Annotated in this window: 20 protein-coding genes; 14 read left to right on the top strand and 6 right to left on the bottom strand. The window is 59.3% G+C overall.

Annotated features, from left to right (window positions below; translation table 11 throughout):
- The first annotated feature begins 15 nt into the window (after positions 1 to 15).
- The 3 genes from ligA to CAURI_RS05790 are packed head-to-tail and all read left to right on the top strand — an operon-like array spanning position 16 to position 3,562.
- Positions 16 to 2,040, top strand: a complete 2,025-nt coding sequence (ligA, locus tag CAURI_RS05780; RefSeq protein WP_010186995.1) for an NAD-dependent DNA ligase LigA — start codon at positions 16 to 18, stop codon at positions 2,038 to 2,040.
- On the top strand, positions 2,037 to 2,807 hold the full coding sequence (locus CAURI_RS05785) for an HAD family hydrolase (protein WP_010186993.1): 771 nt from the start codon (positions 2,037 to 2,039) through the stop codon (positions 2,805 to 2,807). Before ligA ends, CAURI_RS05785 begins: the two co-directional genes overlap by 4 nt.
- Positions 2,804 to 3,562, top strand: coding sequence for an HAD family hydrolase (locus CAURI_RS05790; RefSeq protein WP_010186990.1), 759 nt, complete (start codon positions 2,804 to 2,806; stop codon positions 3,560 to 3,562). Before CAURI_RS05785 ends, CAURI_RS05790 begins: the two co-directional genes overlap by 4 nt.
- A 6-nt stretch (positions 3,563 to 3,568) precedes the next feature.
- Here CAURI_RS05790 and CAURI_RS05795 read toward each other — a convergent pair whose 3' ends face one another.
- Complete coding sequence (locus tag CAURI_RS05795) at positions 3,569 to 4,228, bottom strand: ACT domain-containing protein (protein WP_010186988.1); 660 nt, start codon at positions 4,226 to 4,228, stop codon at positions 3,569 to 3,571.
- Positions 4,229 to 4,438: 210 nt separating this feature from the next.
- Between CAURI_RS05795 and gatC the strand changes: the two genes are divergently transcribed.
- Positions 4,439 to 4,741 (top strand): Asp-tRNA(Asn)/Glu-tRNA(Gln) amidotransferase subunit GatC, encoded by a 303-nt coding sequence (gene gatC / locus CAURI_RS05800; RefSeq protein WP_010186986.1) that lies wholly within the window; start codon positions 4,439 to 4,441, stop codon positions 4,739 to 4,741.
- A gap of 2 nt (positions 4,742 to 4,743) precedes the next feature.
- A complete protein-coding gene (gatA, locus tag CAURI_RS05805; protein ID WP_010186977.1) occupies positions 4,744 to 6,228 on the top strand; it encodes an Asp-tRNA(Asn)/Glu-tRNA(Gln) amidotransferase subunit GatA in 1,485 nt (494 codons plus the stop codon).
- Positions 6,229 to 6,383: 155 nt separating this feature from the next.
- Here gatA and CAURI_RS05810 read toward each other — a convergent pair whose 3' ends face one another.
- From CAURI_RS05810 to CAURI_RS05815, 3 genes are all read right to left on the bottom strand, one after another.
- Positions 6,384 to 7,391: an HNH endonuclease signature motif containing protein gene (locus tag CAURI_RS05810; protein ID WP_236660826.1), complete on the bottom strand. Its 1,008-nt coding sequence runs from the start codon at positions 7,389 to 7,391 to the stop codon at positions 6,384 to 6,386.
- A 41-nt stretch (positions 7,392 to 7,432) separates the two neighbouring features.
- Positions 7,433 to 7,672, bottom strand: a complete 240-nt coding sequence (locus tag CAURI_RS14125; protein WP_012715000.1) for a hypothetical protein — start codon at positions 7,670 to 7,672, stop codon at positions 7,433 to 7,435.
- Positions 7,673 to 7,889: 217 nt separating this feature from the next.
- Positions 7,890 to 8,213, bottom strand: a complete 324-nt coding sequence (locus tag CAURI_RS05815) for a hypothetical protein (protein ID WP_012715001.1) — start codon at positions 8,211 to 8,213, stop codon at positions 7,890 to 7,892.
- Positions 8,214 to 8,261: 48 nt separating this feature from the next.
- Between CAURI_RS05815 and CAURI_RS05820 the strand changes: the two genes are divergently transcribed.
- The 6 genes from CAURI_RS05820 (at position 8,262) to CAURI_RS05845 (ending at position 16,598) form a co-directional block, all read left to right on the top strand.
- Positions 8,262 to 9,650, top strand: coding sequence for an MFS transporter (locus tag CAURI_RS05820; protein WP_010186973.1), 1,389 nt, complete (start codon positions 8,262 to 8,264; stop codon positions 9,648 to 9,650).
- Positions 9,651 to 9,660: 10 nt separating this feature from the next.
- Positions 9,661 to 10,692: a 6-phosphofructokinase gene (locus CAURI_RS05825; protein ID WP_010186971.1), complete on the top strand. Its 1,032-nt coding sequence runs from the start codon at positions 9,661 to 9,663 to the stop codon at positions 10,690 to 10,692.
- 37 nt (positions 10,693 to 10,729) lie between these two features.
- Positions 10,730 to 12,328 carry an aspartate:alanine exchanger family transporter gene (locus CAURI_RS05830; RefSeq protein WP_010186969.1) on the top strand — a complete coding sequence of 533 codons (1,599 nt, stop codon included), beginning with the start codon at positions 10,730 to 10,732 and terminating at the stop codon, positions 12,326 to 12,328.
- Positions 12,329 to 12,371: 43 nt separating this feature from the next.
- Positions 12,372 to 13,877: an Asp-tRNA(Asn)/Glu-tRNA(Gln) amidotransferase subunit GatB gene (gene gatB, locus CAURI_RS05835; protein WP_010186967.1), complete on the top strand. Its 1,506-nt coding sequence runs from the start codon at positions 12,372 to 12,374 to the stop codon at positions 13,875 to 13,877.
- A gap of 55 nt (positions 13,878 to 13,932) precedes the next feature.
- Positions 13,933 to 14,988 (top strand): NAD(P)-dependent alcohol dehydrogenase, encoded by a 1,056-nt coding sequence (locus CAURI_RS05840; protein ID WP_012715004.1) that lies wholly within the window; start codon positions 13,933 to 13,935, stop codon positions 14,986 to 14,988.
- Between the two features lie 185 nt (positions 14,989 to 15,173).
- A complete protein-coding gene (locus CAURI_RS05845) occupies positions 15,174 to 16,598 on the top strand; it encodes a YkvI family membrane protein (protein WP_010186963.1) in 1,425 nt (474 codons plus the stop codon).
- Here the strand turns inward: CAURI_RS05845 and CAURI_RS05850 are convergent.
- Positions 16,595 to 17,284 (bottom strand): LysE/ArgO family amino acid transporter, encoded by a 690-nt coding sequence (locus CAURI_RS05850; protein ID WP_010186961.1) that lies wholly within the window; start codon positions 17,282 to 17,284, stop codon positions 16,595 to 16,597. The two genes, CAURI_RS05845 and CAURI_RS05850, sit on opposite strands and share 4 nt — an antisense overlap.
- A 70-nt stretch (positions 17,285 to 17,354) precedes the next feature.
- Here CAURI_RS05850 and CAURI_RS05855 point away from each other — a divergent pair, with 70 nt between their 5' ends.
- Together CAURI_RS05855 and CAURI_RS05860 are read left to right on the top strand one after the other, a co-directional pair.
- Positions 17,355 to 18,239 carry a LysR family transcriptional regulator ArgP gene (locus CAURI_RS05855; protein WP_010186949.1) on the top strand — a complete coding sequence of 295 codons (885 nt, stop codon included), beginning with the start codon at positions 17,355 to 17,357 and terminating at the stop codon, positions 18,237 to 18,239.
- 28 nt (positions 18,240 to 18,267) lie between these two features.
- Positions 18,268 to 19,263 carry a DoxX family protein gene (locus CAURI_RS05860; protein ID WP_010186941.1) on the top strand — a complete coding sequence of 332 codons (996 nt, stop codon included), beginning with the start codon at positions 18,268 to 18,270 and terminating at the stop codon, positions 19,261 to 19,263.
- Between the two features lie 464 nt (positions 19,264 to 19,727).
- Here CAURI_RS05860 and CAURI_RS05870 read toward each other — a convergent pair whose 3' ends face one another.
- Positions 19,728 to 20,936, bottom strand: coding sequence for an IS110 family RNA-guided transposase (locus CAURI_RS05870; protein ID WP_005297392.1), 1,209 nt, complete (start codon positions 20,934 to 20,936; stop codon positions 19,728 to 19,730).
- Positions 20,937 to 21,510: 574 nt separating this feature from the next.
- Between CAURI_RS05870 and CAURI_RS05880 the strand changes: the two genes are divergently transcribed.
- A complete protein-coding gene (locus CAURI_RS05880) occupies positions 21,511 to 21,825 on the top strand; it encodes a transcriptional regulator (protein ID WP_010186920.1) in 315 nt (104 codons plus the stop codon).
- Positions 21,826 to 21,867 lie beyond the last annotated feature (42 nt).

The following is a 21,867-nucleotide window of genomic DNA, read 5'->3' on the forward strand; positions in this document are numbered from 1 at the left end:
CTACACTAGTGACTCGTGAGTGATGCAGTAGATATCCAACGCGAATGGTCCGAGCTTGCCCAGGAAGTGCGCAAGCACCGCGAGCTGTACTACAACGGTGAGCCCTCAATCCCGGATGCGGACTTTGATGAGCTCTTCCAGCGCTTGCTAGCGCTTGAGGCGGAGCACCCGGAGCTGCAGACCCCGGATTCGCCGACCCAGCAGGTGGGCGCAGCCCCGGAAGGTGCCGTCGACATCGAGCACTTGGAGCGCCTGTACAGCTTGGACAATGTTTTTAGCGCCGAGGAGCTGCAGGACTGGCTGGACCGCACGCCGGCCGAGGCTTACCTTACTGAGCTGAAGATTGACGGCCTGTCCATTGACTTGGTCTACCGCGATGGCAAGCTTGTCACGGCAGCCACGCGCGGTGATGGTCGTGTGGGCGAGGACATCACTGCCAATGCGCGCGTTATCCCCGATATCCCGCACGAGCTCACTGGCACGGATGAGTATCCGGTTCCCTCCCTGGTCGAGGTCCGCGGCGAGGTGTACATGCGCCCGGATGAGTTCGAGGAAATTAACGCTGCGCGCCGCGAAGACGGCAAGCCCACTTTTGCCAACCCCCGCAACGCGGCGGCAGGCGGGCTGCGCATGAAGGATCCGGAGGACGTCAAGAAGCGTCGGCTTCACATGGTCTGTCACGGTATCGGCGCACGCGAGAGGTTCCAGCCCACCTCGCAACACGATGCCTATAAGGCCCTCGAGGCTTGGGGCTTCCCGGTCTCTCCCTATACCCAGCGGGTTACCACCGCCAAGGAGGTTCAGGAGCGCGTGACTTACTGGGAGGAGCACCGCCACGACGCCTACTTTGAGATGGACGGTCTCGTCATCAAGGTCGATGATCTGGCCAGCCAGCGCGCCTTAGGCGCGACTTCACGCGCGCCGCGTTGGGCCATTGCCTACAAGTACCCGCCGGAGGAAGTGACCACCAAGCTGCTCAACATTGAGGTAGGTGTGGGACGTACCGGGCGCGTGACGCCTTTCGCCATCATGGAACCAGTCTTTGTCTCCGGCTCGACGGTCTCCATGGCCACCCTGCACAACCAATTCGAGGTCAAGAACAAGAACGTCCTCATCGGGGATACCATCATCATCCGCAAGGCTGGAGAGATCATCCCAGAGGTCTTGGGCCCCGTTCTGGACAAGCGCGATGGCAGCGAGACTGAATGGGTCTTCCCAGAGAATTGCCCTGCCTGTGGCACGAAGCTGGCACCGCAGAAGGAAGGCGACCAAGACTGGCGCTGCCCGAATACCCGCAGCTGTCCGGCGCAGCTCGCCGCACGCTTGGAGTACTTGGCCTCCCGCAAGGCACTCGACATTGGCGAGCTGGGGGAGAAGGCTGCTGCGGATCTGATTTCCTCCGGAGTGCTCGAGGATGAGGCGGACCTCTTCGATCTCGATGAACAAGCACTCCTCAAATCCTCGGTCTACACCACGCAGAAGGGCGCGCTCAATGCCTCCGGCAAGAAGCTGCTGGAGAACCTCAAGACGGCCCGCCAGGCTGAATTCTGGAGGGTGCTCGTCGCGCTGTCGATCCGCCACGTCGGCCCCATTGCGGCGCGTGCACTAGCCACCCGCTTTGGCTCCATGGAAGTGCTACGCGCGGCATCGGTAGAAGAGCTAGCGGATACCGATGGCGTGGGCACCATCATCGCGGAATCCTTCAAGCAGTGGTTCGAGGTGGACTGGCACGACAATATCGTGCAGAAGTGGACCGCTGCCGGGGTGACCATGGAGGAAGAATCCAGCGATAAGCCGGCGCAAACGCTTGAAGGCATCACCGTGGTGGTGACCGGTACCTTGGAGAACTTCACGCGCGATTCCGCCAAGGAGGCCATTATCACCCGCGGCGGAAAGGCATCCAGCTCGGTGTCGAAGAAGACGAACTACGTCGTGGTCGGGGAGAATGCCGGTTCCAAGGAACAGAAGGCCCGCGATCTGGGACTGACAATCCTGGACGAAGAGGGCTTCACCCGCCTGCTAGAAACGGGCGAGGCATGAAGCTAGCCGCCTTCGACCTCGACGGCACCATCTACTTCGATGGGCATATGCCTGAGGAAGTCCCAGAGGCCATTGCCCAGTGGCGCGCTGCGGGCAACCTCGCCGTCGTGGCCACGGGCAAATCTCCCTATTCGGCCCGCCGAGCCCTCGAGCCTTTTGGCGTCGACTTCGACTACTACCTGCTCTGCAACGGCACGGTCATCACGGATGGTTCCTATGAGCTGCTCTACGAAAACCACGTGCCACCCGAGGTAGTCCGTGCTGTGTATGAGCGGGTTCGTGATATCCCGAAGCTCGACCTCTACTGCACGCGCTTGGAAGGCCCCGATGGCCACCTCGTGCGCAATGTAGAGGGCGTACACAATCCCATCATCAGCGAGCCCGTTCCGGTTTCACCCGAGCGCATCGAGAAGGAGGTCTTTCCCCTCGTCGCCGCCTGGACGCCGGGTGACCCAGAGCTACAGAAAGAGATTGCGCAGTGGGTGACGGACCGCTTTCCCGTCGGCACCGCGATGAACCGAAACTTCTTCGATATCACGCCGTCCGGCCACGACAAGGGCTTCGCCTTGACGTGGCTGCTTGAACATCTTAGCCGCGAGCGTTCCGAGATTGAGCTCATCACTTTAGGTGATGGCCATAATGACCTGCCTATGCACGCGCTTGCCGACGTCTCCCTTACCTTCCCCTGGGCGCACCCCGAGATCCAGAAGGCGTGCACCGCGGTGGTGGACTCGTCCATGAAAGGTCTAATACACTACGGGGCATGAAGATTGCGGCTTTGGACATGGATGGCACCGTTTACGTCAACGAGGACATAACTGAGGCCGTAAAGGAAGCCATCACCGCGTGGCGGGACGCTGGCAATCTCGCCATCTCCGCGACGGGCAAGTCCATCGCCAATGCACGCAACACACTCGAGCCATTCGGCGTGGAGCTGGATTATCACGTGCTCTACAACGGCACTGTCATCACAGACGGGGATTACTGCATCCTCCACGAGGAACACCTGCCTAGCGATATCGTCCAAGCCGTCATCAACCGATACACTGGGCTGCCGTTGAACATCTACCTCACTGGCTTGTCTGGAGCCGACCAGGTGGCGTGGGACGGTCTGGCTGGCCGGGAATCCTCGATGGTGGCGAATACGGAAGTGGTGGATCCGGGGGACGTCGCCAAGCGCAGCACCGTTCTCATGTCCCTGTGGATTCCAGGCAACGCTGAGCTGCGCCGCGAGGTTGACGAGTGGGTCCGTGCGAATTGTGCAGTCGAGTCGTCCTTTAACTGCGATTTCTACGACATCATGCCGCCCGGGCATAACAAGGGTGAGGGCTTGACAAGGTTGCTTGATCACCTCGGCCACGAAGAAGCTGAACTCTACACCTTCGGCGACAGCTTCAATGATCTCTCGATGCATTCCATCGCCACCGAGTCCTTCACGTTCCCGGGAACACAGATCGCCGACGAGGTGGACCACGTGGTCCCCGACGTCGCCGCGGGCCTCAGCTTATTGCTCGACCGCTAAGTCTAGCTAGGTGAGGAATGCGCCCAAGATGGCACCCAAGTCACCCAAGTGCTCGACCTCGGAGGCAAGGTAGTCCGGTCCGCCGACGCGGCCCATGACGACGACATACTTCGTGCCTACGAGCGGTGCGGCCGCCAGCGCGGATTCGATGAGGGTCCACGATTCCGGGATCCAGGTGTCCTTCTCCGGATTGAGCACGCGCGCCGAAGTGATGTTGAGGTCGGTGGGGATCGAGCCGTCGTCGGCAGGCGCGGCGTCGGAGGCAGCGATGCGGCTGATCTTCTCGTCGTTCGCACTGACGATGGCCCAGTTGGAGGTCAGTGCCTTCGGAATCGCTGCGCAGACTTCCTTCATAGCGGCGGTCACGTTGCGCTGCGAGGCAACCTTCGCCAGCACATGGATCTGGCCGCGGCGGTCAACGCGGCCGCTGAACGGGCGGATGGAATCAATTTCTACGCCTTCCACGGTCTGGGCCGCGGTGATGATCTCATCTGCCATGGTGGTCTGGGGGAGATCCAAGACAATGTCGTCCATGACCGTCCCGTCGGGGAAGTTCTCCACGATGTCGACGGAGCGGATATTGGCCTCGATGCTGCCCATCGCGTTGGCAAGAAGGCCAAGGCTGCCGGGGGTGTCGGGGAGAAGGACACGGACGAGGTACGACATATCGTTCTTTCTGGGGGAAGATGACTAGGTAGGGAAATCGCTGTTGCGAAAAGTTTGTACAACTTAATCGATGGTACCCAACGTATCGAATACTATTCAATAGCTTCAGTGGCGTGTAGGGGGAGGAGTGGTGGTGGCGTGGCACCAGCCGTGCAGTACCATGGGTGCTTAGCTATCAACCGTCTCAATGAATAAAAGGATGGAGTTCGCGTGTCTGATATTTCGCGTGACGAGGTCGCGCACTTGGCAAAGCTGTCGCGATTGGCCCTGAGCGAGGAAGAACTGAAACAGTTCGCCGCGCAGATCGACGAAATCGTGGACTCCGTGTCCGCGGTTGGCAAGGTCGAGGCTGAAGGTGTGGAGCCGATGTCGCACCCGCACTCCGTACATGCCCCAATGCGTGAGGACGTTGTCGTGCGAACCCTCACTGCCGAGCAGGCCTTGGACCAGGCCCCCGCAGCTGATGACGATCGCTTCATGGTTCCGCAGATTCTGGGTGGAGGAGACGAATAAGAATGCCACAATTCATTGCGCCCACCGAGGGCATTACTGCACTGACCGCCGCCGAGTTGGCTGAGAAGATCCACTCCCGCGAGCTTACCTCCCGCGAAGTTACTCAGGCCTTCCTGGACCGCATCGCGGAGACTGATGGTGAACTCAACGCCTTCCTGCACGTTGGTGCTGAGGAAGCACTGGCGGCTGCCGACGCCGTCGATAAGTCCCTCGACGCCGGCGAAGAACCCGCCTCCGCTTTGGCTGGTGTGCCGCTGGCGCTCAAGGACCTGTTGGTGACTACCGACGCCCCCACGACCGCCGCCTCCAAGATGCTGGAAGGTTGGGTCTCGCCTTATGACGCCACGCTGGTGACGAAGCTGCGCGAGGCCGGTATCCCGATCCTGGGCAAGACGAACCTCGATGAGTTTGCGATGGGCTCCTCCAACGAGAACTCCGCCTACGGTCCGGCCCACAACCCCTATGACACCGAGCGCACCCCGGGCGGCTCCGGCGGTGGCACTGCCGCGGCTCTTGCCTCGGGCCAGGCTCCGCTGGGTATCGGTACTGACACTGGTGGCTCGATCCGCCAGCCTGCTGCACTGACTAACACCGTGGGCGTAAAGCCGACGTACGGCACGGTGTCTCGCTACGGCCTTATTGCCGCTGCAAGCTCCTTGGACCAGGCCGGTCCGACCGCCCGCACGGTCCTGGATACTGCACTGCTGCACGAAATCATTGCCGGCCACGACTCCTTCGACGCCACCTCCGTGGACAAGCCGGTCGCACCAGTAGTCGCCGCCGCTAAGGAAGGCGCCAACGGTGACCTGTCCGGCGTGAAGGTCGGCCTGATCAAGCAATTCGAGCGCGATGGTTGGCAGCCGGGCGTGATGGAGGCCTACCACGCAGCGGTTGAACAGCTGAAGTCTCAGGGGGCAGAGATCGTTGAGGTCGACTGCCCGCACTTCGACGATGCACTCGCTGCGTACTACCTCATCATGCCGTGTGAGGTCTCCTCCAACCTGGCCCGCTTCGACGGTATGCGCTACGGCCTGCGCGTGGGCGATGACGGAACCCATTCTGCTGAGGAGGTCATGTCCCTGTCTCGCGCTGCCGGCTTCGGCCCGGAGGTGAAGCGCCGCATCATGCTGGGTACCTACGCACTGTCCGTCGGCTATTACGACGCCTACTACCTCCAGGCGCAGCGTGTTCGCACCCTCATCGCCCAGGACTTTGAGCGCGCTTTCGAGCAGGTCGATGTCCTTGTATCTCCGACGACCCCGACCACGGCCTTCAAGCTGGGGGAGAAGGTTGAGGATCCGATGGAGATGTACAACTTCGACCTCTGCACCCTGCCGCTGAACCTTGCTGGCGTGTGCGGCATGTCTGTCCCTTCCGGCATGGCCTCCGACACCAACCTGCCGACCGGCTTGCAGATCATGGCACCGGCGTTTAAGGATGACCGCCTGTACAAGGTCGGCGCCGCCTACGAAGCAGGACGCAAGTAGTACACTTCGGGCCAGCCCGTAGTGTGCATGAGCCGGGGTCTTTCACTGACGTGAGAGGCTGCCGGCCTTCGTCGTTTTATTCGACGGTGGTTGTGTTCCTTGGTTTCTTTCCTTTGTGGTGGTGTGGTTTCGTCGTTTGATTCGACGGTGGGTGTTTAGAAGGGGATGTCGTCGGTGCTGGCATCTGTGTCGGTGTTGTCCGCGTCCTCGGCTTCGGCTTGGGCCTTGGCTTGTTGTTGTGCGTAGTCGTCGAGTTTTTGTTTGAGGTGTTGGGCTTCTTCGCGTACTCGTTTCCGGGTGGCGGTGATGTGTTGGGCGACTGTTTGTGCCCACCGTTTTTGTTTTGGTGCTAGCGGCCCCTCGGCTTCGGTGATAGTCCAGGTACCGTCTTCAAAAAGCCAGATGACATCCCCGCTGTAGGGGTCCAGGAGGTAGTTGAGGGTGCCATCGGTTTTCATGTTGTGATGGCTTTGGCATAAACACGCTAGGTTCTTCGGGTGGGTTGGCCCACCTTCGGCCCAGTTATGCCGGTGATCTAGCTGGCTAAGAAAAGCAGGCTCGTTACATCCGCCGACCCGGCAGGTACCGTCGCGTCCTTCGACAATCTTGCGCATGATCAGGCCTGGTTGGTAGCCATCGGCTTCTTTTATTTCTTCGGTTAAGTCTCTTGTCTTGTCATGTGGCATGGGCTCAGCCCGCCAGCCGAAACCTTCAATGTAGGTTGGTGCGTCATCGATGTCGCGGGCTTTATAGGTGTGGAGTACTACGGTGGCTGGTGGCTTTATTTCACCGGAAAGCAGTTTGATGACTGCCTCAGGCACAGTGATGTTTTCTTTGGCAGCGGTGGTGTGGATGAAGGCATCAAGTTTAATGCCGGCATCTTCCCCAACTTGTAGTTCCAACCACGCTGAGGTGCCGTTAGAAGAAAACCGGTAGGTATCTTTAGGGCGGGTATCCCGGTAGGCGATGGAGTCATCGAGGGTTTTACATATATCGCGGACTTTGCGCCTGATTTGGCTGCGGGTGGGAAACGCCTGATTCGGTTTAGAAGGGGTGAAGAAGTCGGCCAGGATAGTGTCGATGAAGTCTAGGGTTTTACCAGTCAAGGCGGTTAGTGCTGACATGGGCTGATCAATAGCAATCAAGGATTCAATATCCAACAAGCAGTGGGCATCTTGTATGGCTTTGACTTTCGGCAGGCTATCTAGGCGCGCAGGCCGGATTTGATGTGGCCTTCCGGCAGTGACCAGGCCGCCACTAAGGATAAAGCGGTGGTGTTGATGTCTGCGTCAAGGCTGGGCATGGCTGCCTGCCAGGTGTCATAGGTGGCTCGTCGTGCTTTAGCGCGGGCTATAGCGTGTGGGTTATTCGGGTTGGTGATGGAAAAGAAAAAGGTAGGCGGGCGTGTAGCAGTAGTGGTCATGGTCTCCCCCGAGATCAACATGATTTAGAAGAAGTGTTCTAACAATAATTCTAGTACCACACACCCCACATGGGAATAGCCTGCACTAAATTCATGTCAAGTCGTTACTATAAACGGGGGGTAGCCACCACGGGTTAGCCAGCACGTTTGATAGCAAGCAATTGGGGCTTCTGCCAGTGCAAAAACGTGAAACGCCCCTCCAACCGTCAAGGACAGTGCGAAGGGGCGTGGGATGGATCTACTGGGCGTCGGAAAGCGCGTAAGCAGCGCCCGCACTTGCGGCGGTGACGGTCAGGACTGCCGGCCAGGAGCCAATCTTCTTAGCCAGCGGGTGAGAGAGGCCAAAAGCGCCGGTGTATAGAGCTGCCAGGCCCGCGGTAGTGGCCGGGTTCGTCTTAGCCCACCAACTCCGGCCCGCCCAGACGCCAGCGGCAGCGAGCACCACGCCGCCAAGCGGACGGATTCCCGTCTCCCGCGCTGTGAGCCAACCGCCAATGAGTCCTAGTGTGACGGTCGCGGCCGTCGACACATCCTGTGGTTTCTTGATGTCAATCATTCCCATGCGCTTCAGTTTAGGCCGCGTGCGCGGATGGTGGCTAGACTTCGCTCCATGAAACTCGCAGCAACCCCCATCTCAGAAAAGCAGGCTTGGCTCGCCATGGCTGCGCTATCACTGGGCTTTTTCATGTCGTTGCTCGATCAATCGATGATTGCTGTTGCGCTTTCCGACGTCCGCCGCGAGTTCAATGCCGACGTCAATCAGGTGCTGTGGGTCTCCGCTATCTATTTGCTTGCTGTGGTCGTACCCCTTCTCTTTACCGGAAGACTAGGGGATATCTACGGGCAGAAGAGAATGTTCCAGCTAGGAAATGGACTCTTTGGCCTTGGTGCGCTCCTTTGTGCGCTTTCCCCATCCGTAGAGTTTCTGATTGCTGCTAGAGCCCTGCAAGGCCTCGGTGCTTCCATTCAGATGCCGCAAACCATGGCGGTGATCAATCGCATTTTCCCCCGTGAGCGACGTGGCCGGGCGTTGGGGGCGTGGGGTGTAGTGGGTTCGCTGGCTACGTTAGCCGGCCCGCTCTTAGGAGGCTTGGTAGTGGCCGCCTTTGGGTGGCAGGCAGTCTTTTGGATCCATATTCCCTTCGTCATTGCGGCGATTGCTCTTTCCGGACTGTGGGTGCCTGCCTTGCCGACGACGCCGGGGAGGGTTGACTTCGTGTCGGTATGGGCGTCGTTTATCGCGTTAACCTGCTTCGTCTTTGCGGTGCAACAAGGGCCGGAGACAGGATGGCCGTGGTGGATTTGGGCGTTCCTTGCCGTTGGAGTTCTTGGAATGGTCATCTTCGTGCGCCTGCAATCAGTCCGTGGGATGGCAGCGCTTGTCCCGCTCGTGTTGTTCAAAGACCGTAATTATTCCGTAGGTTCCGTGGCCATCGTCTCCATGGGCTTCATGGCGGCATCAATGATGATTCCAATCATGATGTGGCTGCAGGTAGAACAGGGAATGTCGGCTCGGGATGCTGGCCTGATTGTCACTCCAATGGCTCTAGTCTCCCTGTGCGTGTCGCCGCTAGCGGGGATTCTGGCCGATAAGCTGCATCCGCGTCGCCTCGCGGTCGTAGGGTTCGGAATCCTTATCAGCACATTCATCTTGCTGTGGTTCCTCATGCATGCCGGAGTGTCGGCCTGGTGGCTGAGCCTGCCGTGCGCAGCACTGGGGGCGGGGCAGTCCTTCATTTGGGGTTCGAACGCCGCGACGACTATGCGTGATATTGATGCACATCTCATGGGCGCGGCTTCTGGCGTATATAACACATCGCGCCAGGTTGGTTCGGTGATTGGTGTAGCCGGAGTCTCGGCAGTCATGCAGGTCGCTGGTGCCGCAAATTCTCTGGTGCTTATTGTCGCCATATTGGCCGTAGGGTGTGTTTCTTCACTCTTTTTCCGGGACACCCTGCACGCCGGAGGGGGAACTGCGAGGCTGCAGCGAAGCGAGTAGATTGGAAGCCATGCGTCTTGCTGTACTGACATCCGGTGGTGATTGCCCCGGTCTGAATGCTGTTATCCGCGCGGTCGTTCGTACCGCTTCCAACGAGTTCGGCGATACGGTCGTCGGCTACGAGGACGGCTGGGTTGGTCTGATGGAAGACCGCCGCCGTGACCTTTATGACGACGCTGAGATTGACCGCATCCTCCTGCGCGGCGGAACCATCCTCGGTACCGGCCGCCTCCACCCAGATAAGTTCAAGGCTGGGCTGGATACCATCAAAGCCAACATGGCTGATGCCGAGGTCGATGCTCTCATCGCCATTGGCGGTGAGGGAACGCTGAAGGGCGCCAAGTGGCTGTCCGATAATGGCATTCCAGTCGTCGGCGTGCCGAAGACCATTGACAATGACGTCAATGCAACGGACTACACCTTTGGCTTCGACACCGCAGTCTCCGTCGCCACCGACGCGATTGATCGTCTCCACACCACCGCCGAATCCCACGACCGCATCCTCATCGTTGAGGTCATGGGCCGCCACGTTGGTTGGATCGCGCTGCACGCCGGCATGGCTGGCGGTGCACACTACACGGTGATCCCTGAGGTTCCATTCGATATCGCAGATATCACCAAGGCAATGGAGCGCCGCTTCCAGATGGGTGAGAAGTACGGCATTGTCTGCGTTGCCGAAGGCGCTCTGCCCAAGGAAGGCACCATGGACTTCGAAGAAGGCGGTGTTGACCAGTTCGGCCACCAGACCTTCAACGGAATTGGCCAGGTCATCGGTGATGAGATCAAGAAGCGCACCGGCTACGACGTGCGCACAACCGTCCTCGGCCACATCCAGCGTGGTGGTACCCCAACTGCCTATGACCGCGTGCTGGCAACCCGCTATGGCACCCATGCCGCCCGCGCCGCGCACAATGGACAGTCCGGAATGTGCGTGGCCTTGCACGGCGAAAACATCGATCTCGTGCCGCTCGAGGATGCCGTGGGCAAGCTGAAGGTGGTTCCGGCCAAGCGTTATGCCAACGCTCAAGCCCTCTTTGGTTAAACACCACTAGGGCTCACCCATAGTTAATAAAGGAATCATGACAAGCGTATTAGCTTTCCTGGCTGATCAGCCGGTTCTTTTGGTGTTCCTACTGATTGGCCTTGGCATGGCCCTCGGCGGTATCAAGACACGGGGCATCAGCTTGGGCGCGGCGGCCGTGCTTTTCTTGGGCATCGCCTTCTCGGCCGCTGCTTCCGCCGCCGGTGTCGAAGCCTCCGTTCCTCCCATCTTGGGAATGTTTGGTTTGGTGCTCTTTGCGTTTGGCATTGGCAACAACTCCGGCGTGTCCTTCTTCAAATCGCTGAAGACTGCGACCGGCCCCGTGCTCTCCATGATCGTGGTCTTCATCATCGCCGCCCTCGCTGCTTGGGGGCTGGGGACCTATGTCTTTGGATTGTCGAGTGCCACTATTGCCGGTACCTTCGCTGGCGCGGTGACAAATACCCCGGCTTTGGCGGCGGCTTCGGAGACCACGGGTGATCCGGGTTCAGCAACGGTGGGCTACGCGGTGTCCTACCTGTTCGGCGTCATCGGCATGCTCGCGGCGACGGTGCTGGTGCTTCGCGACGCCGGTAATGACGACGACACCCTGTCACCCGTCACGCGCCAGCACATGCAGATTCTGCGAGAGACTTCGGTGGCTGAGATCGCAGACATTGGCAATGGGGAAGTGCAGGTCACCCGCCTGCGCCGAGTGGGCAGCAATGTCATCGTTCTACCTAAGTTCTTCGATGTGCTGCACCCAGGGGACGTCGTCACGCTCGTCGGCGCCCCCGAGGACCTAGACAACATCATTGAGCACGCTGGGCGCGAGTCCCCGCAGATCCTCAATGATGACCGCCACGAGCTAGATTTTCGCCGCATCACGGTGTCTGAGCACAACTTGGCTGGTCTGACCATCGCGGAGCTGAATAACCAGTTGGCGGATCGCTGGGGCGCGCGTATCTCGCGTGTTCGCCGGGCCGATAACGACCAGGTCGCAATCCCCGAACACATCGTGGAGCTGGGGGACCGCGTGCGCGTCGTCGGTTCCAAGAAATCTCTGCGGGAGATTTCCACTTTTCTCGGTGATTCCTCCCAAGGCCTGACGGATATCAACCCGGTCTCCCTCGGCTTAGGCATGGCCCTCGGCGTTTTCGTGGGCCACCTCGAAATTCCGCTTCCAGGCGGCTCTTCCTTTAGCCTCGGCGCTGCCGCTGGCGTCCTCATCGTGGCGTTGATCATGGCGCGTATCGGGCGCATCGGCAATACCGTCACCGCACTGCCGCACTCGGCCAACACAATCCTCTCCGAACTCGGACTGCTGCTCTTCTTGGCCCAGGCCGGAACGAATGCGGGCGGGGAAATCGCCGGTGCCTTTACGGGTGGAGCCTGGTGGAAGATTCTCCTGCTCGGCATGATCATCACGACGCTGGTGGCGACCGGATTCGCACTCGTCATGCGCCGCTTCCTGCGCGTCGGTGCCACGAAGACCGCGGGTGCTATGGCGGGCGCGCAAACCCAGCCGGCCGTGCTCGCTTTCGTGAACAATCGGACGAACACTGACCAGCGCGTCGCCTTGGGCTATGCCATGGTGTATCCGGCGGCGATGATAGCCAAGATTCTCATTACGCACGGCATCACCTTGTTGGGTTAGGCGGTTGCGCACGGTGTCGCGCTGACATACTAAGATGGCACGCATGACTGCTGCGATGTATGACCTGATGGACTATGACGAGGTCCTTGAAAAGTTCGAACCCGTTATGGGCATGGAAGTTCACGTGGAGCTCAACACGGAGACCAAGATGTTCTCCACCTCGCCCACGAACTTCAACGCAGCCCCCAACTCCAACGTGGACCCGGTGTCCCTCGGTTTGCCAGGCGCTTTGCCGGTGGTCAACTCCAAGGGCGTGGAAGGCGCCATCAAGATCGGCCTGGCGCTGAACTGCAAGATTGCGGAATCTTCGCGTTTCGCCCGCAAGAACTACTTCTACCCGGACCAGCCGAAGAACTACCAGATCTCCCAGTACGATGAGCCGATTGCCTACGACGGCTACCTCGACGTCGTCCTCGACGACGGCACTGAGTGGCGCGTTGAGATTGAGCGCGCTCACATGGAGGAGGACACCGGCAAGCTGACCCACCTGGGTGGTGCCGATGGCCGCATTCACGGCGCAACGACCTCGCTGGTGGACTGCAACCGTGCCGGCATCCCGCTAATCGAGATTGTGACCAAGCCGATCATTGGTGCTGGCGAGCGCGCCCCCGAGGTCGCCCGCGCCTATGTTTCTGCTCTGCGTGAGCTCGTCGCGGCACTGGGCGTGTCCGATGCCCGCATGGATCAAGGCTCGATGCGCGTGGATTCCAACGTTTCGCTGCGCCCGGTGGGCCAGGAGGAGTTCGGCACCCGTACCGAAACCAAGAACATCAACTCCCTGCGCTCGGTGGAGCAGGCGGTGCGCTTTGAGATGCAGCGCCAGGCGCAGGTGCTTGTCGACGGTGGCGAGATCGTCCAGGAAACCCGCCATTACCAGGAAACGGATGGTTCGACTTCCAAGGGCCGTCCGAAGGAAACCGCCGAGGACTACCGTTACTTCAACGACCCGGACCTGCCGCCGGTGATTGTCTCCCGCGAGTGGGTCGAGGAAATCCGTCAGACCCTGCCGGAGATGCCGTGGATTCGCCGCGCCCGCATCCAGGAGGAGTGGGGCCTCAAGGACGAGGAGATGCGTGACCTGGTCAACGCCGGCGCTCTCGATCTCATTATCGAAACAGTGGAAGCCGGCACCACTCCTGACGAGGCCCGCTCCTGGTGGGTGTCCTACCTGACCGGTAAGGCCAATGAGGCTGGCGTTGAACTGAGCACTCTCGGCATTACCCCGGCGCAGGTCGCTCGCGTTGTTGAGCTGGTCAAGGAAGGCAAGCTGACCACCAAGCTGGCTCGCCAGGCGGTCGACGGCGTGCTGGCCGGTGAGGGTGACGTCGACGAGGTCGTCGCCAAGCGCGGGCTCGAGGTCGTGCGCGATGATGGCGCGATCGAGAAGGCCGTCGATGATGCCCTGGCCGCTAACCCGGACATCGTGGAGAAGTACAAGGCCGGCAACAAGAAGGTCACCGGTGCCATCGTGGGTGCGGTCATGAAGGCCACCCAGGGTAAGGCTGACCCAGGACAGGTCAACAAGCTGATTGCGAAGAAGCTCTCCTAGTCGGTAGAGATTTCCATTAGGCGAGGTCAGGCGGCTGCGGGGTACCGTGGTCGCCATGACTATTTCTACTAAAGCACTGCAGAAGACCGGTCCGAACGAGCCCTTCGAAGTCGTGACCATCCAGCGCCGCGAGCCGCGCGCCGATGACGTTGTCATCGACATCAAAGCAGCAGGCATCTGCCACTCGGATATCCACACCATCCGCAACGAGTGGGGCGAGGCGCACTTTCCGCTGACCGTTGGCCACGAGATCGCCGGCGTGGTCTCCGCCGTGGGGGAGGAGGTCACTAAGTTCAAGGTGGGGGACCGCGTCGGCGTGGGCTGCCTGGTGAATTCCTGCGGTGAGTGCGAGCAGTGCGAGGCAGGGATGGAGCAGAACTGCCTCAAGGGCGGTGTGGGAACCTATAACTCCACGGATGTCGATGGCACGATTACCCAAGGTGGCTACGCTGAAAAGATCGTGGTGAATCAAGACTTCGTGCTGCGCATCCCGGATTCCCTTGATTTTGACGTGGCAGCACCCCTTCTCTGCGCTGGCATCACTACGTACTCTCCGCTGGCACGTTGGAACGTCAAGGAAGGACAGAAGGTAGCCGTCGTGGGCTTGGGCGGCTTGGGGCACATGGGCGTGCAGATTGCTGCCGCAAAGGGCGCGGATGTCACGGTCATCTCGCGCACCTCGCGCAAGGCAGAGGAGGCCGCGAAGCTGGGGGCGAGCCGTACCCTGGCCACCACCGAAGAGGAAGACTTCTTCAGGAAGCACCGCGGGGAGTTCGATTTCATCCTTTCGACTATTTCCGCCGAGTACAGCCTCGAGGATTACCTGGGGATGCTGAAGCCGCGCGGCATTATGTCTGTCGTGGGGCTCCCGCCGGAGGCACTGCCGCTGCGCCTCAGCCGCCTGGTCGGCGGCGGCAAGGTGCTCACCGGTAACAATATTGGTGGCATCACGGAAACCCAGGAGATACTGGACTTTTGCGCCGAGCATGGCTTGGGTGCGGTGATCGAAAAGGTGGGCGTCGATGAGGTGGACGCGGCCTACGAGCGCGTCGTCGCGGGTGATGTGAAATTCCGCTTTGTCATCGATACCGCGACGTTTGCTGAGTACTAAGAGGTGAGCCGGCTCATGCTTTAGCGGTTGTTGGAGCAATCTCTCCACGGCCACACACATGTTCTCCTATTAGGTTGGCGTAAGCTAGTGATTATGTAACGTCATGCTTGGGTCAAAGTATGGCGCGTTTTTATGCACTAGCCACTAAGCATAAAAAGAAGAAACTAGAAAACAGATAGGAAAACGTGTCTTATAAAAACGTCGTGGGCATCGCTTTGTCCTTCATTGGCTTGCTCGTGGGTGCGGGCTTTGCCACGGGACAGGAAGTTGTCCAGTACTTTACGTCCTTTGGTATTCCTGGCATGTGGGGAATCCTGGTAGCCGGCTTGGTCATGACCCTCGCTGGCACGGTGTTCCTTCAGCTGGGAAGCTACTTCCACGCCAGCGAACACAACCAAGTGTTCCGGAATATTACTCACCCGATCATTTCGCGCATTCTGGATGTCGCGGTGATCCTCACTCTCTTTGCGGTGGGCTTTGTCATGCTGGCTGGTGCCGGCTCCAACATGCAGCAGCAGTTCGGCTGGCCAGCCTGGGTGGGCTCTCTGCTCATGCTCGTGATGGTTCTGATCACGGGCATGTTCGACGTCGATAAGGTCTCCCAGGTCATTGGTCTTCTGACACCGACGATCATTATCGCGGTGCTTTTCGTGGGCATTTACACGCTGCTGCACATGCCGGAAAACGTTGATGCGGCCATTACTGCCTCTGCGGCGATTGAGTCCCCGATCCCGAATTGGTTGATCTCCGCGCTGAACTATAACGGTCTGGCCCTCATTCTGGCGGTATCGATGTCCCTGGTGATCGGCGGCGATAACATCAGCCCGCGCGAAGCAGGCGTCGGCGGCATCGTGGGTGGCGCGGTCTACGCGGTGCTCATGGCTATCGCCGGTTTCTCGCTGCTCATGAACGCGGAGAACGTTGGCGATTCCGATATCCCGATGCTGACCTTGGTGGATAACGTCCATCCGACACTCGGCGTCATCATGGCCATCATTATCTACCTGATGATCTTCAACACGGCCATCGGCATGTTCTATGCCTTGGGCAAGCGTCTGTCTTCTGGTAACGAGTCAAAGTACCGCATTATCTTTATCGCCGGCTGCCTCGCTGGCTTCGCGGTCTCCTTTGCTGGCTTCAAGTCCCTGATGCAGTACGTCTACCCGGTCTTGGGATACATGGGCATCGTGCTCGTCGCCATCCTGGTTGTTGGGTGGATGCGTTCCTTGGGAAAGATTAAGGATGAGGGCCTGCGCCGTGAGCGCATCCGCGCCTTGCTGCACCTCAAGCTGCACCCCGACTCGGAATATGACGCGGCGCGTTATGACGATGAGATCGGCCAGCAGATCGCCGATTCCAACATGGATGATGAAGCCCTCTTCGAGGACCTCGTTTCCGATGTGGTCGAGGAGTTGGACTCGGATGAAGAGCTTGACTTCGACAGGGAAGAGTGGGAGGAAAACCGCAACGACCACTCCTACTACACTGAACGCGAGGCTGTGGAGCAGGACCGCAGCGACGAAGAAATCAAGGCTTGGGTCGAGGAAACCGGCGCAGTGGGAGACCCCGCCGAAGACGAAGAGCTCCCAGAAGAATCAACGAAGAACTAGAGGAACAGGAGCTTCGCCGTCAGTGCAAGCATGACGCAGCCGATGACGATGTTGACTACGCGCCACGTCGTCGGCTTGGCCAGCACGTGGGAGAGCTTGTAGGCGCCGAAGCCCAGGGAGGGGAACCACACGGCGCTGGCCAGAATCGCACCGCCGGCGAAGACCCAACGCTGGTCGCCGTACTGGTTTGCGATAGAGCCCAGCATGACTAGCGCGTCGACATAGGCCAAGGGATTGAGCCACGTGAGCGCCAACGCGCCGAGGACAGGTTTGACCCAGGATTTCGAGCGCACCCGGGGGCGAATTTTGGTGAGCACGGAGGTTCCCGGTGCTCCCGCATTGCCCGAGTTCTCATCAACCACTTGGGCCACGGGCGTAGTTTCCTCGATGACCAGTGCGTCCTGTTGCTTCTTGAAGGCATCGCGGAAGCACGTGAAGCCGAAGTAGATGAGATAGGCCGCTCCCAAGTACTTGACCACGACGAGCGCGGTGGGGAAGCGTTCGACGAGGACGCCGACGCCGGCGGTGCCGCCGGTGATCAGGATGACGTCGGAAAGCAAGCACGCCAACAGGATGGGGCCGACATGATCGCGCTTAATGCCCATCTTGATGATGTAGGCATTCTGCGGTCCGATGGCGATGATGAGGGACAGGCCCAGCGCAAATCCTGCAAGCAATACTGACATGGCTTCTAGTCTGCGCATAGCGCCATATGAAGTCCAGTTAAATGTTCTACAGCTGGTTTAATATAGCTTCATGAACCCGCTCCATACTGAAACGCTGCTGGCCATCATCGATGAAGGTTCCTTCGAGGGCGCAGCGACTGTGTTGGGAATCACTCCTTCCGCCGTCAGTCAACGCATCAAAGCGCTGGAAGTTTCGACCGGCCGCATCCTTCTGCGCCGTGGCACTCCTGTCACCGTGACCGAGGCAGGGGAGATCGTCGCCCAAGCCGCGAGGCGCATGGCGCTGGTTCAAGCCGAAGCGGATGCGCGGCTTACCGAGCGCCTGTCCCGCGTTCCACTCACCGTTGCGATCAACTCGGATTCCCTGGCCACGTGGTTTCGCCCTGTCATCCAGCAGACTGCGCAACGCGGTGAGGCGGCGCTGCGCATCCGCATCGAGGATGAGGCCCGCACGTTGGCCATGTTGCGCCGCGGAGATGTGCTGGGCGCGGTCACGCGCGAGCAAACCCCGGTCTCGGGTTGCGAATCCACATACCTCGGAACTATGCGCTATTTTGCCGTCGCCGCGCCCGCTCTGGCGGAGACTTTTGAAGACTGGGAGACCCTGCCCATCGTGGGCTTCGGTCCGAACGACGCCACCTTGGATGACGCCATGCGCGAGCGTTTCATTGATTCCCATGTTCTGCGTGCGCGGGTGTCACAGATTCCTTCTTCGGAGAGCTATGTCGAAGCAGTGCGCTACGGCCTGGGCTGGGGTTTGGTGCCGCGCCTTCAAGCACAGCCCCTGCTGGAGACGGGGGAGCTGGTGCTTCTCGACGACTTCCCGCTCGACATCGACCTCTATTGGCAACGCTGGCGGCTGGAGTCGGAGGTGCTCGCGGACCTCACGGCAGATGTCTTAGACGCAGGCCGTGCGGTTTTAGCTACGCGCCGCGCCGATAAAGATGCACCATAAGGGCGCTGTGCTGCCTTAAGTTGGAGGCATGAGCGATAAAACTCCTGATAAAGCCACCGACTTTGATGACGATATCCCGACCTACACGGGGAAAGACTCCGTGAAGGACAGCACGCCTGAGGCAGAACCTGTAGAAGCTGCCGATAAGCCGAAGAAGAGCAGCCTCTTCCAGCGCCCAGGGCGCGCCGAGCCGCAGGTGATTAAGCCGAAGAAGGCTGAGGAGCCTGCTGTTGAGGCAGAGCCTGAAGTCAAAACCGAAACCTTTGAGAGCGCCTCCCGCGACTCCCTGTCTTTCGACAGCGCTGCAGCTGAAACCGAGACCACTGCCTTCCCGCGCGCGGAGGCCATGGCCGAGCCTGATGCGCAGACAACCGCTATGCCGGTATCGGCAACCGCAACCGAGTCCACAGCAACTGAGACCTACGAGGAGGTGCCAAGCACGGTCGCTGTTGCCGACCCCGCTGTGGACTCCGAGGTAGCAGCGGTGGAGAAGAAGCCGGAGCCGGCACGCCGCGGCACCATTGACTTCGGTTTGCTCTTCGTGCGCTTGGTGCTCAGCGTTTACCTGCTCGTGGCGGGTGCCTCCACCTTCTTCAAGCTCGGCGGCAATGAGGGCCTGTCCGGTTTGGAGAAGGAGTTCGGCGAGTACACCATGGCAGCGGCACTTGCCATCGGCGTGCCGACCGTCCAGCTCATCGCCGGTGCCTTCCTGCTGCTGGGACTGGTGACGCCGCTGGCGGCCATGTTCGGTCTTATCGTCACTGGCTTCTCCGCCATCCACGGCCTTAACGCCTCCGGCGCTGGGCTGGATGTCTTCGCGTGGAATGAGAGCGTCTGGCTGGGCCTCGTCCTCTTCGTTATCGCGGTGGCCCTGCAGTTCACCGGTCCGGGCTTCATCTCCTTGGACTTCAACCGCTCATGGACCCGCCGCCCGCTGGCGACGTCCTGGATTTTCATCGTCATCGGCGTGGCCGCGCTCGTGGCTATCTGGTGGTTTGGCGCTGGCGTTAACCCGCTGAGCTAAGAGTTTTAGCTTCTACCTAAGCTCCCAGCCTGCAGTTATACACCAACTGTTGTTGTTTTCCATTGCGTAAAGTAAGTTGGTTTCCGTGATGGAAAACAATGACTTTGGTGCCGCAGGAGGGGAGCTTTAGTTTTGTCTGAACAGGATGTTCGAGACGCACTCGCATTTGAGGAACAACAGCAGGTGGCCGCAGCGAAGCGGCCACCTATCTGGCTGAGCCTGTTCGCATCGGCCGCGTACGGCGTGTGGTTTGCCTACATGTGGATCAAGGATGACGTTCACCCAATCGTCCCGATCAGCGGGCTGGTTCTAGTCTTGGGGGTGTTCCTATATAGGTTGTCAACCTAGCGGGTGGAGAAATTGGGGGCGGATTCTCTCTGCGGGGTTGTTTGGTCGTGTTGTTTTCGGGCATGGCTGCTAGCCGACTGGGATTTTACCCGGTCGGCTATCTTTACTCTTAGTGTCTAGGCTGCTAGGTCTTCCTGTGATGGTGCGGGATCGTGGTAGTGCTTGTGGTTGCGCATCATGGCGTAGAGGACGTTGAGCCGTCTGCGGGCTAGTGCTACTACTGCGGCGTTGTGTCTCTTGCCTTCACGGCGCTTTCGTTCATAGAATTGCCGGGAACGCTCATGGAATCTGATGGATGCAAAAGATGATTGCCATAGGGCGTTCTTTAATTTTTTATTGCCAGCTCGGTTCAGTGAGTTCGACATGATCGAGGTCCCGGACTGGTTTGTCCGAGGTGATAAGCCAGCGTAAGAGGCTAGGTGCCCAGCTGTCGGGAAGTCGGTCATGTCGCCCGCGGTCATGAGAATTTGTGCTGCCGTCTTTGGTCCGATTCCTGGCATGGATAGCAGGATTTGAGTGTGGGGGATGTCGTTGATGAGCTCGATGACTTCCTGCTCGATTTGTGTGCGGTGCTCGAGCTTTAAAAGCGCGTCCTTCGCCGACATTGCTACGCCCATTTCGGCATAGTGTGCACCAGCAATGGCAACTGTTTGCTCAGAGATGGCAGCGAAAATGGCATCGAGGACAGGTTCAGGATTGCGTGCCTTATAGCGTCGAGCGAAGGCAGTTGCCTTGGCCTTTCCGAGGCGTTTTATCTTGGTCGGTCCGCCGTAGCGTGCAAGTAGGTGCAGAACCCACTTGCGGTGAATTATCTGACCGCGAAGGGCCTGTTCGAATTGCGGGTAGCAGCCTACTAGTGCACTTCGAATCTGATTGATGAGCCTGGTGTAGGAGCGCGCTAAATCTTCGTCGATACCGTTGAGGACCTTCAACTGGAGGAAGGCTTCTTCGACGCGGTCGACGCTGCGGAGGGATTCCGGAAGGTTCTTTGCAGCGTGGGCGATGATATAGGCGTCCCGGATATCAGTTTTGGCATTGCCAGCGTGGATGCGCGAGAGTTGACGCATAGCCAAACCGGGAAGGTAGCGCACGTCGATCCCGAGTTCTTGAGCAACCGCGACAGTTAGTCGACCAATGTTATTGGGCTGGTCCACGACGACAAGGACCTTGTGGTCGTGTGCGCTGAACGCTGAAAACAGTGCGCGCAGGGATTTTTCGTTTTGGTTGATGCGCTTAGATAGCACCTGGGTGCCGTCGATATCTAAGACGCAAGCGTGGTGAAAGTATTTACCGACGTCCATGCCGATGACATAGTCGTAGGTCATGCCAGACCTCCTAGCGAATTGAATGAGTATGGGACTTATTTCATCGCTGGTGGTCGGACATACTTCACGCTGGCATCCACATTACTTTGAGACCTCGCACATTCTGTGCGGGTCAGGTTCCTATTAGCAGTCTGGAGTATGCCACTGCCTTCGGCGGCATCACCCCCCGGATCATTTTCAGACAGGGACGAAAACAAGCCATACCGAAGCCAGCGACTAGTTCCACTGCCCCAAGGCAGAAGGAACGCAGACAAACATAACCTGCCCCAGCATGGGGCTAGGAGTACGAATCCTGAGTTCCTTCAAGCGGAACTGCCAACAACGTAATGGGATTGGTGGCACTGGCGCTCTATTACCGCAAGGGGGTACGGGATTCGATGCGTCAAAAGGTGGATCCGCATGCGTCACGGAGTATCACCTGGCGGTATTTTGCGGGCTTGGGATTCATGATCCTGCCGGCACTGTTCAATCCCTTTGTTGAAGGGCACATTGTTGCTTCGTGCGTCGCGGGCGTGCTGTGCAGCCTAGCGGCTTTCTGGATGCTGCACACCGGTGCGCTGAATAGGATGTCGCGATGAGTGACCTCGATCCGATAATCCACCCGCTCAACCGCTTTAAAATCTGCGCCACGCTCAATGCCTTTGGCGCCACGCAGGGTGGGGAGGTAAACCGTGAGATGAAATTCGCTATGTTGCGCGATCGCACGGAGCTTTCCGACGCCACCCTGTCCAAGCAGCTCGGAGCGCTAGAACAAGCCGGCTACGTGACTCGCTTCCGCGAATACGGCACCAGCCGCGCTAAGGACTCGGTGTGGGTCGCATTGACTGAGCAAGGCAAGATCGCCTTCGACGGTCACTTGGCAGCACTCAAGGCTTTAGCCGAGGGCTGAGATGCGCGCATAGTACGGCGTCGCTGAGGTGCCCTTATTGAC

This window comes from Corynebacterium aurimucosum ATCC 700975 (assembly GCF_000022905.1).
Classification (GTDB): Bacteria; Actinomycetota; Actinomycetes; order Mycobacteriales; family Mycobacteriaceae; genus Corynebacterium; species Corynebacterium aurimucosum_F.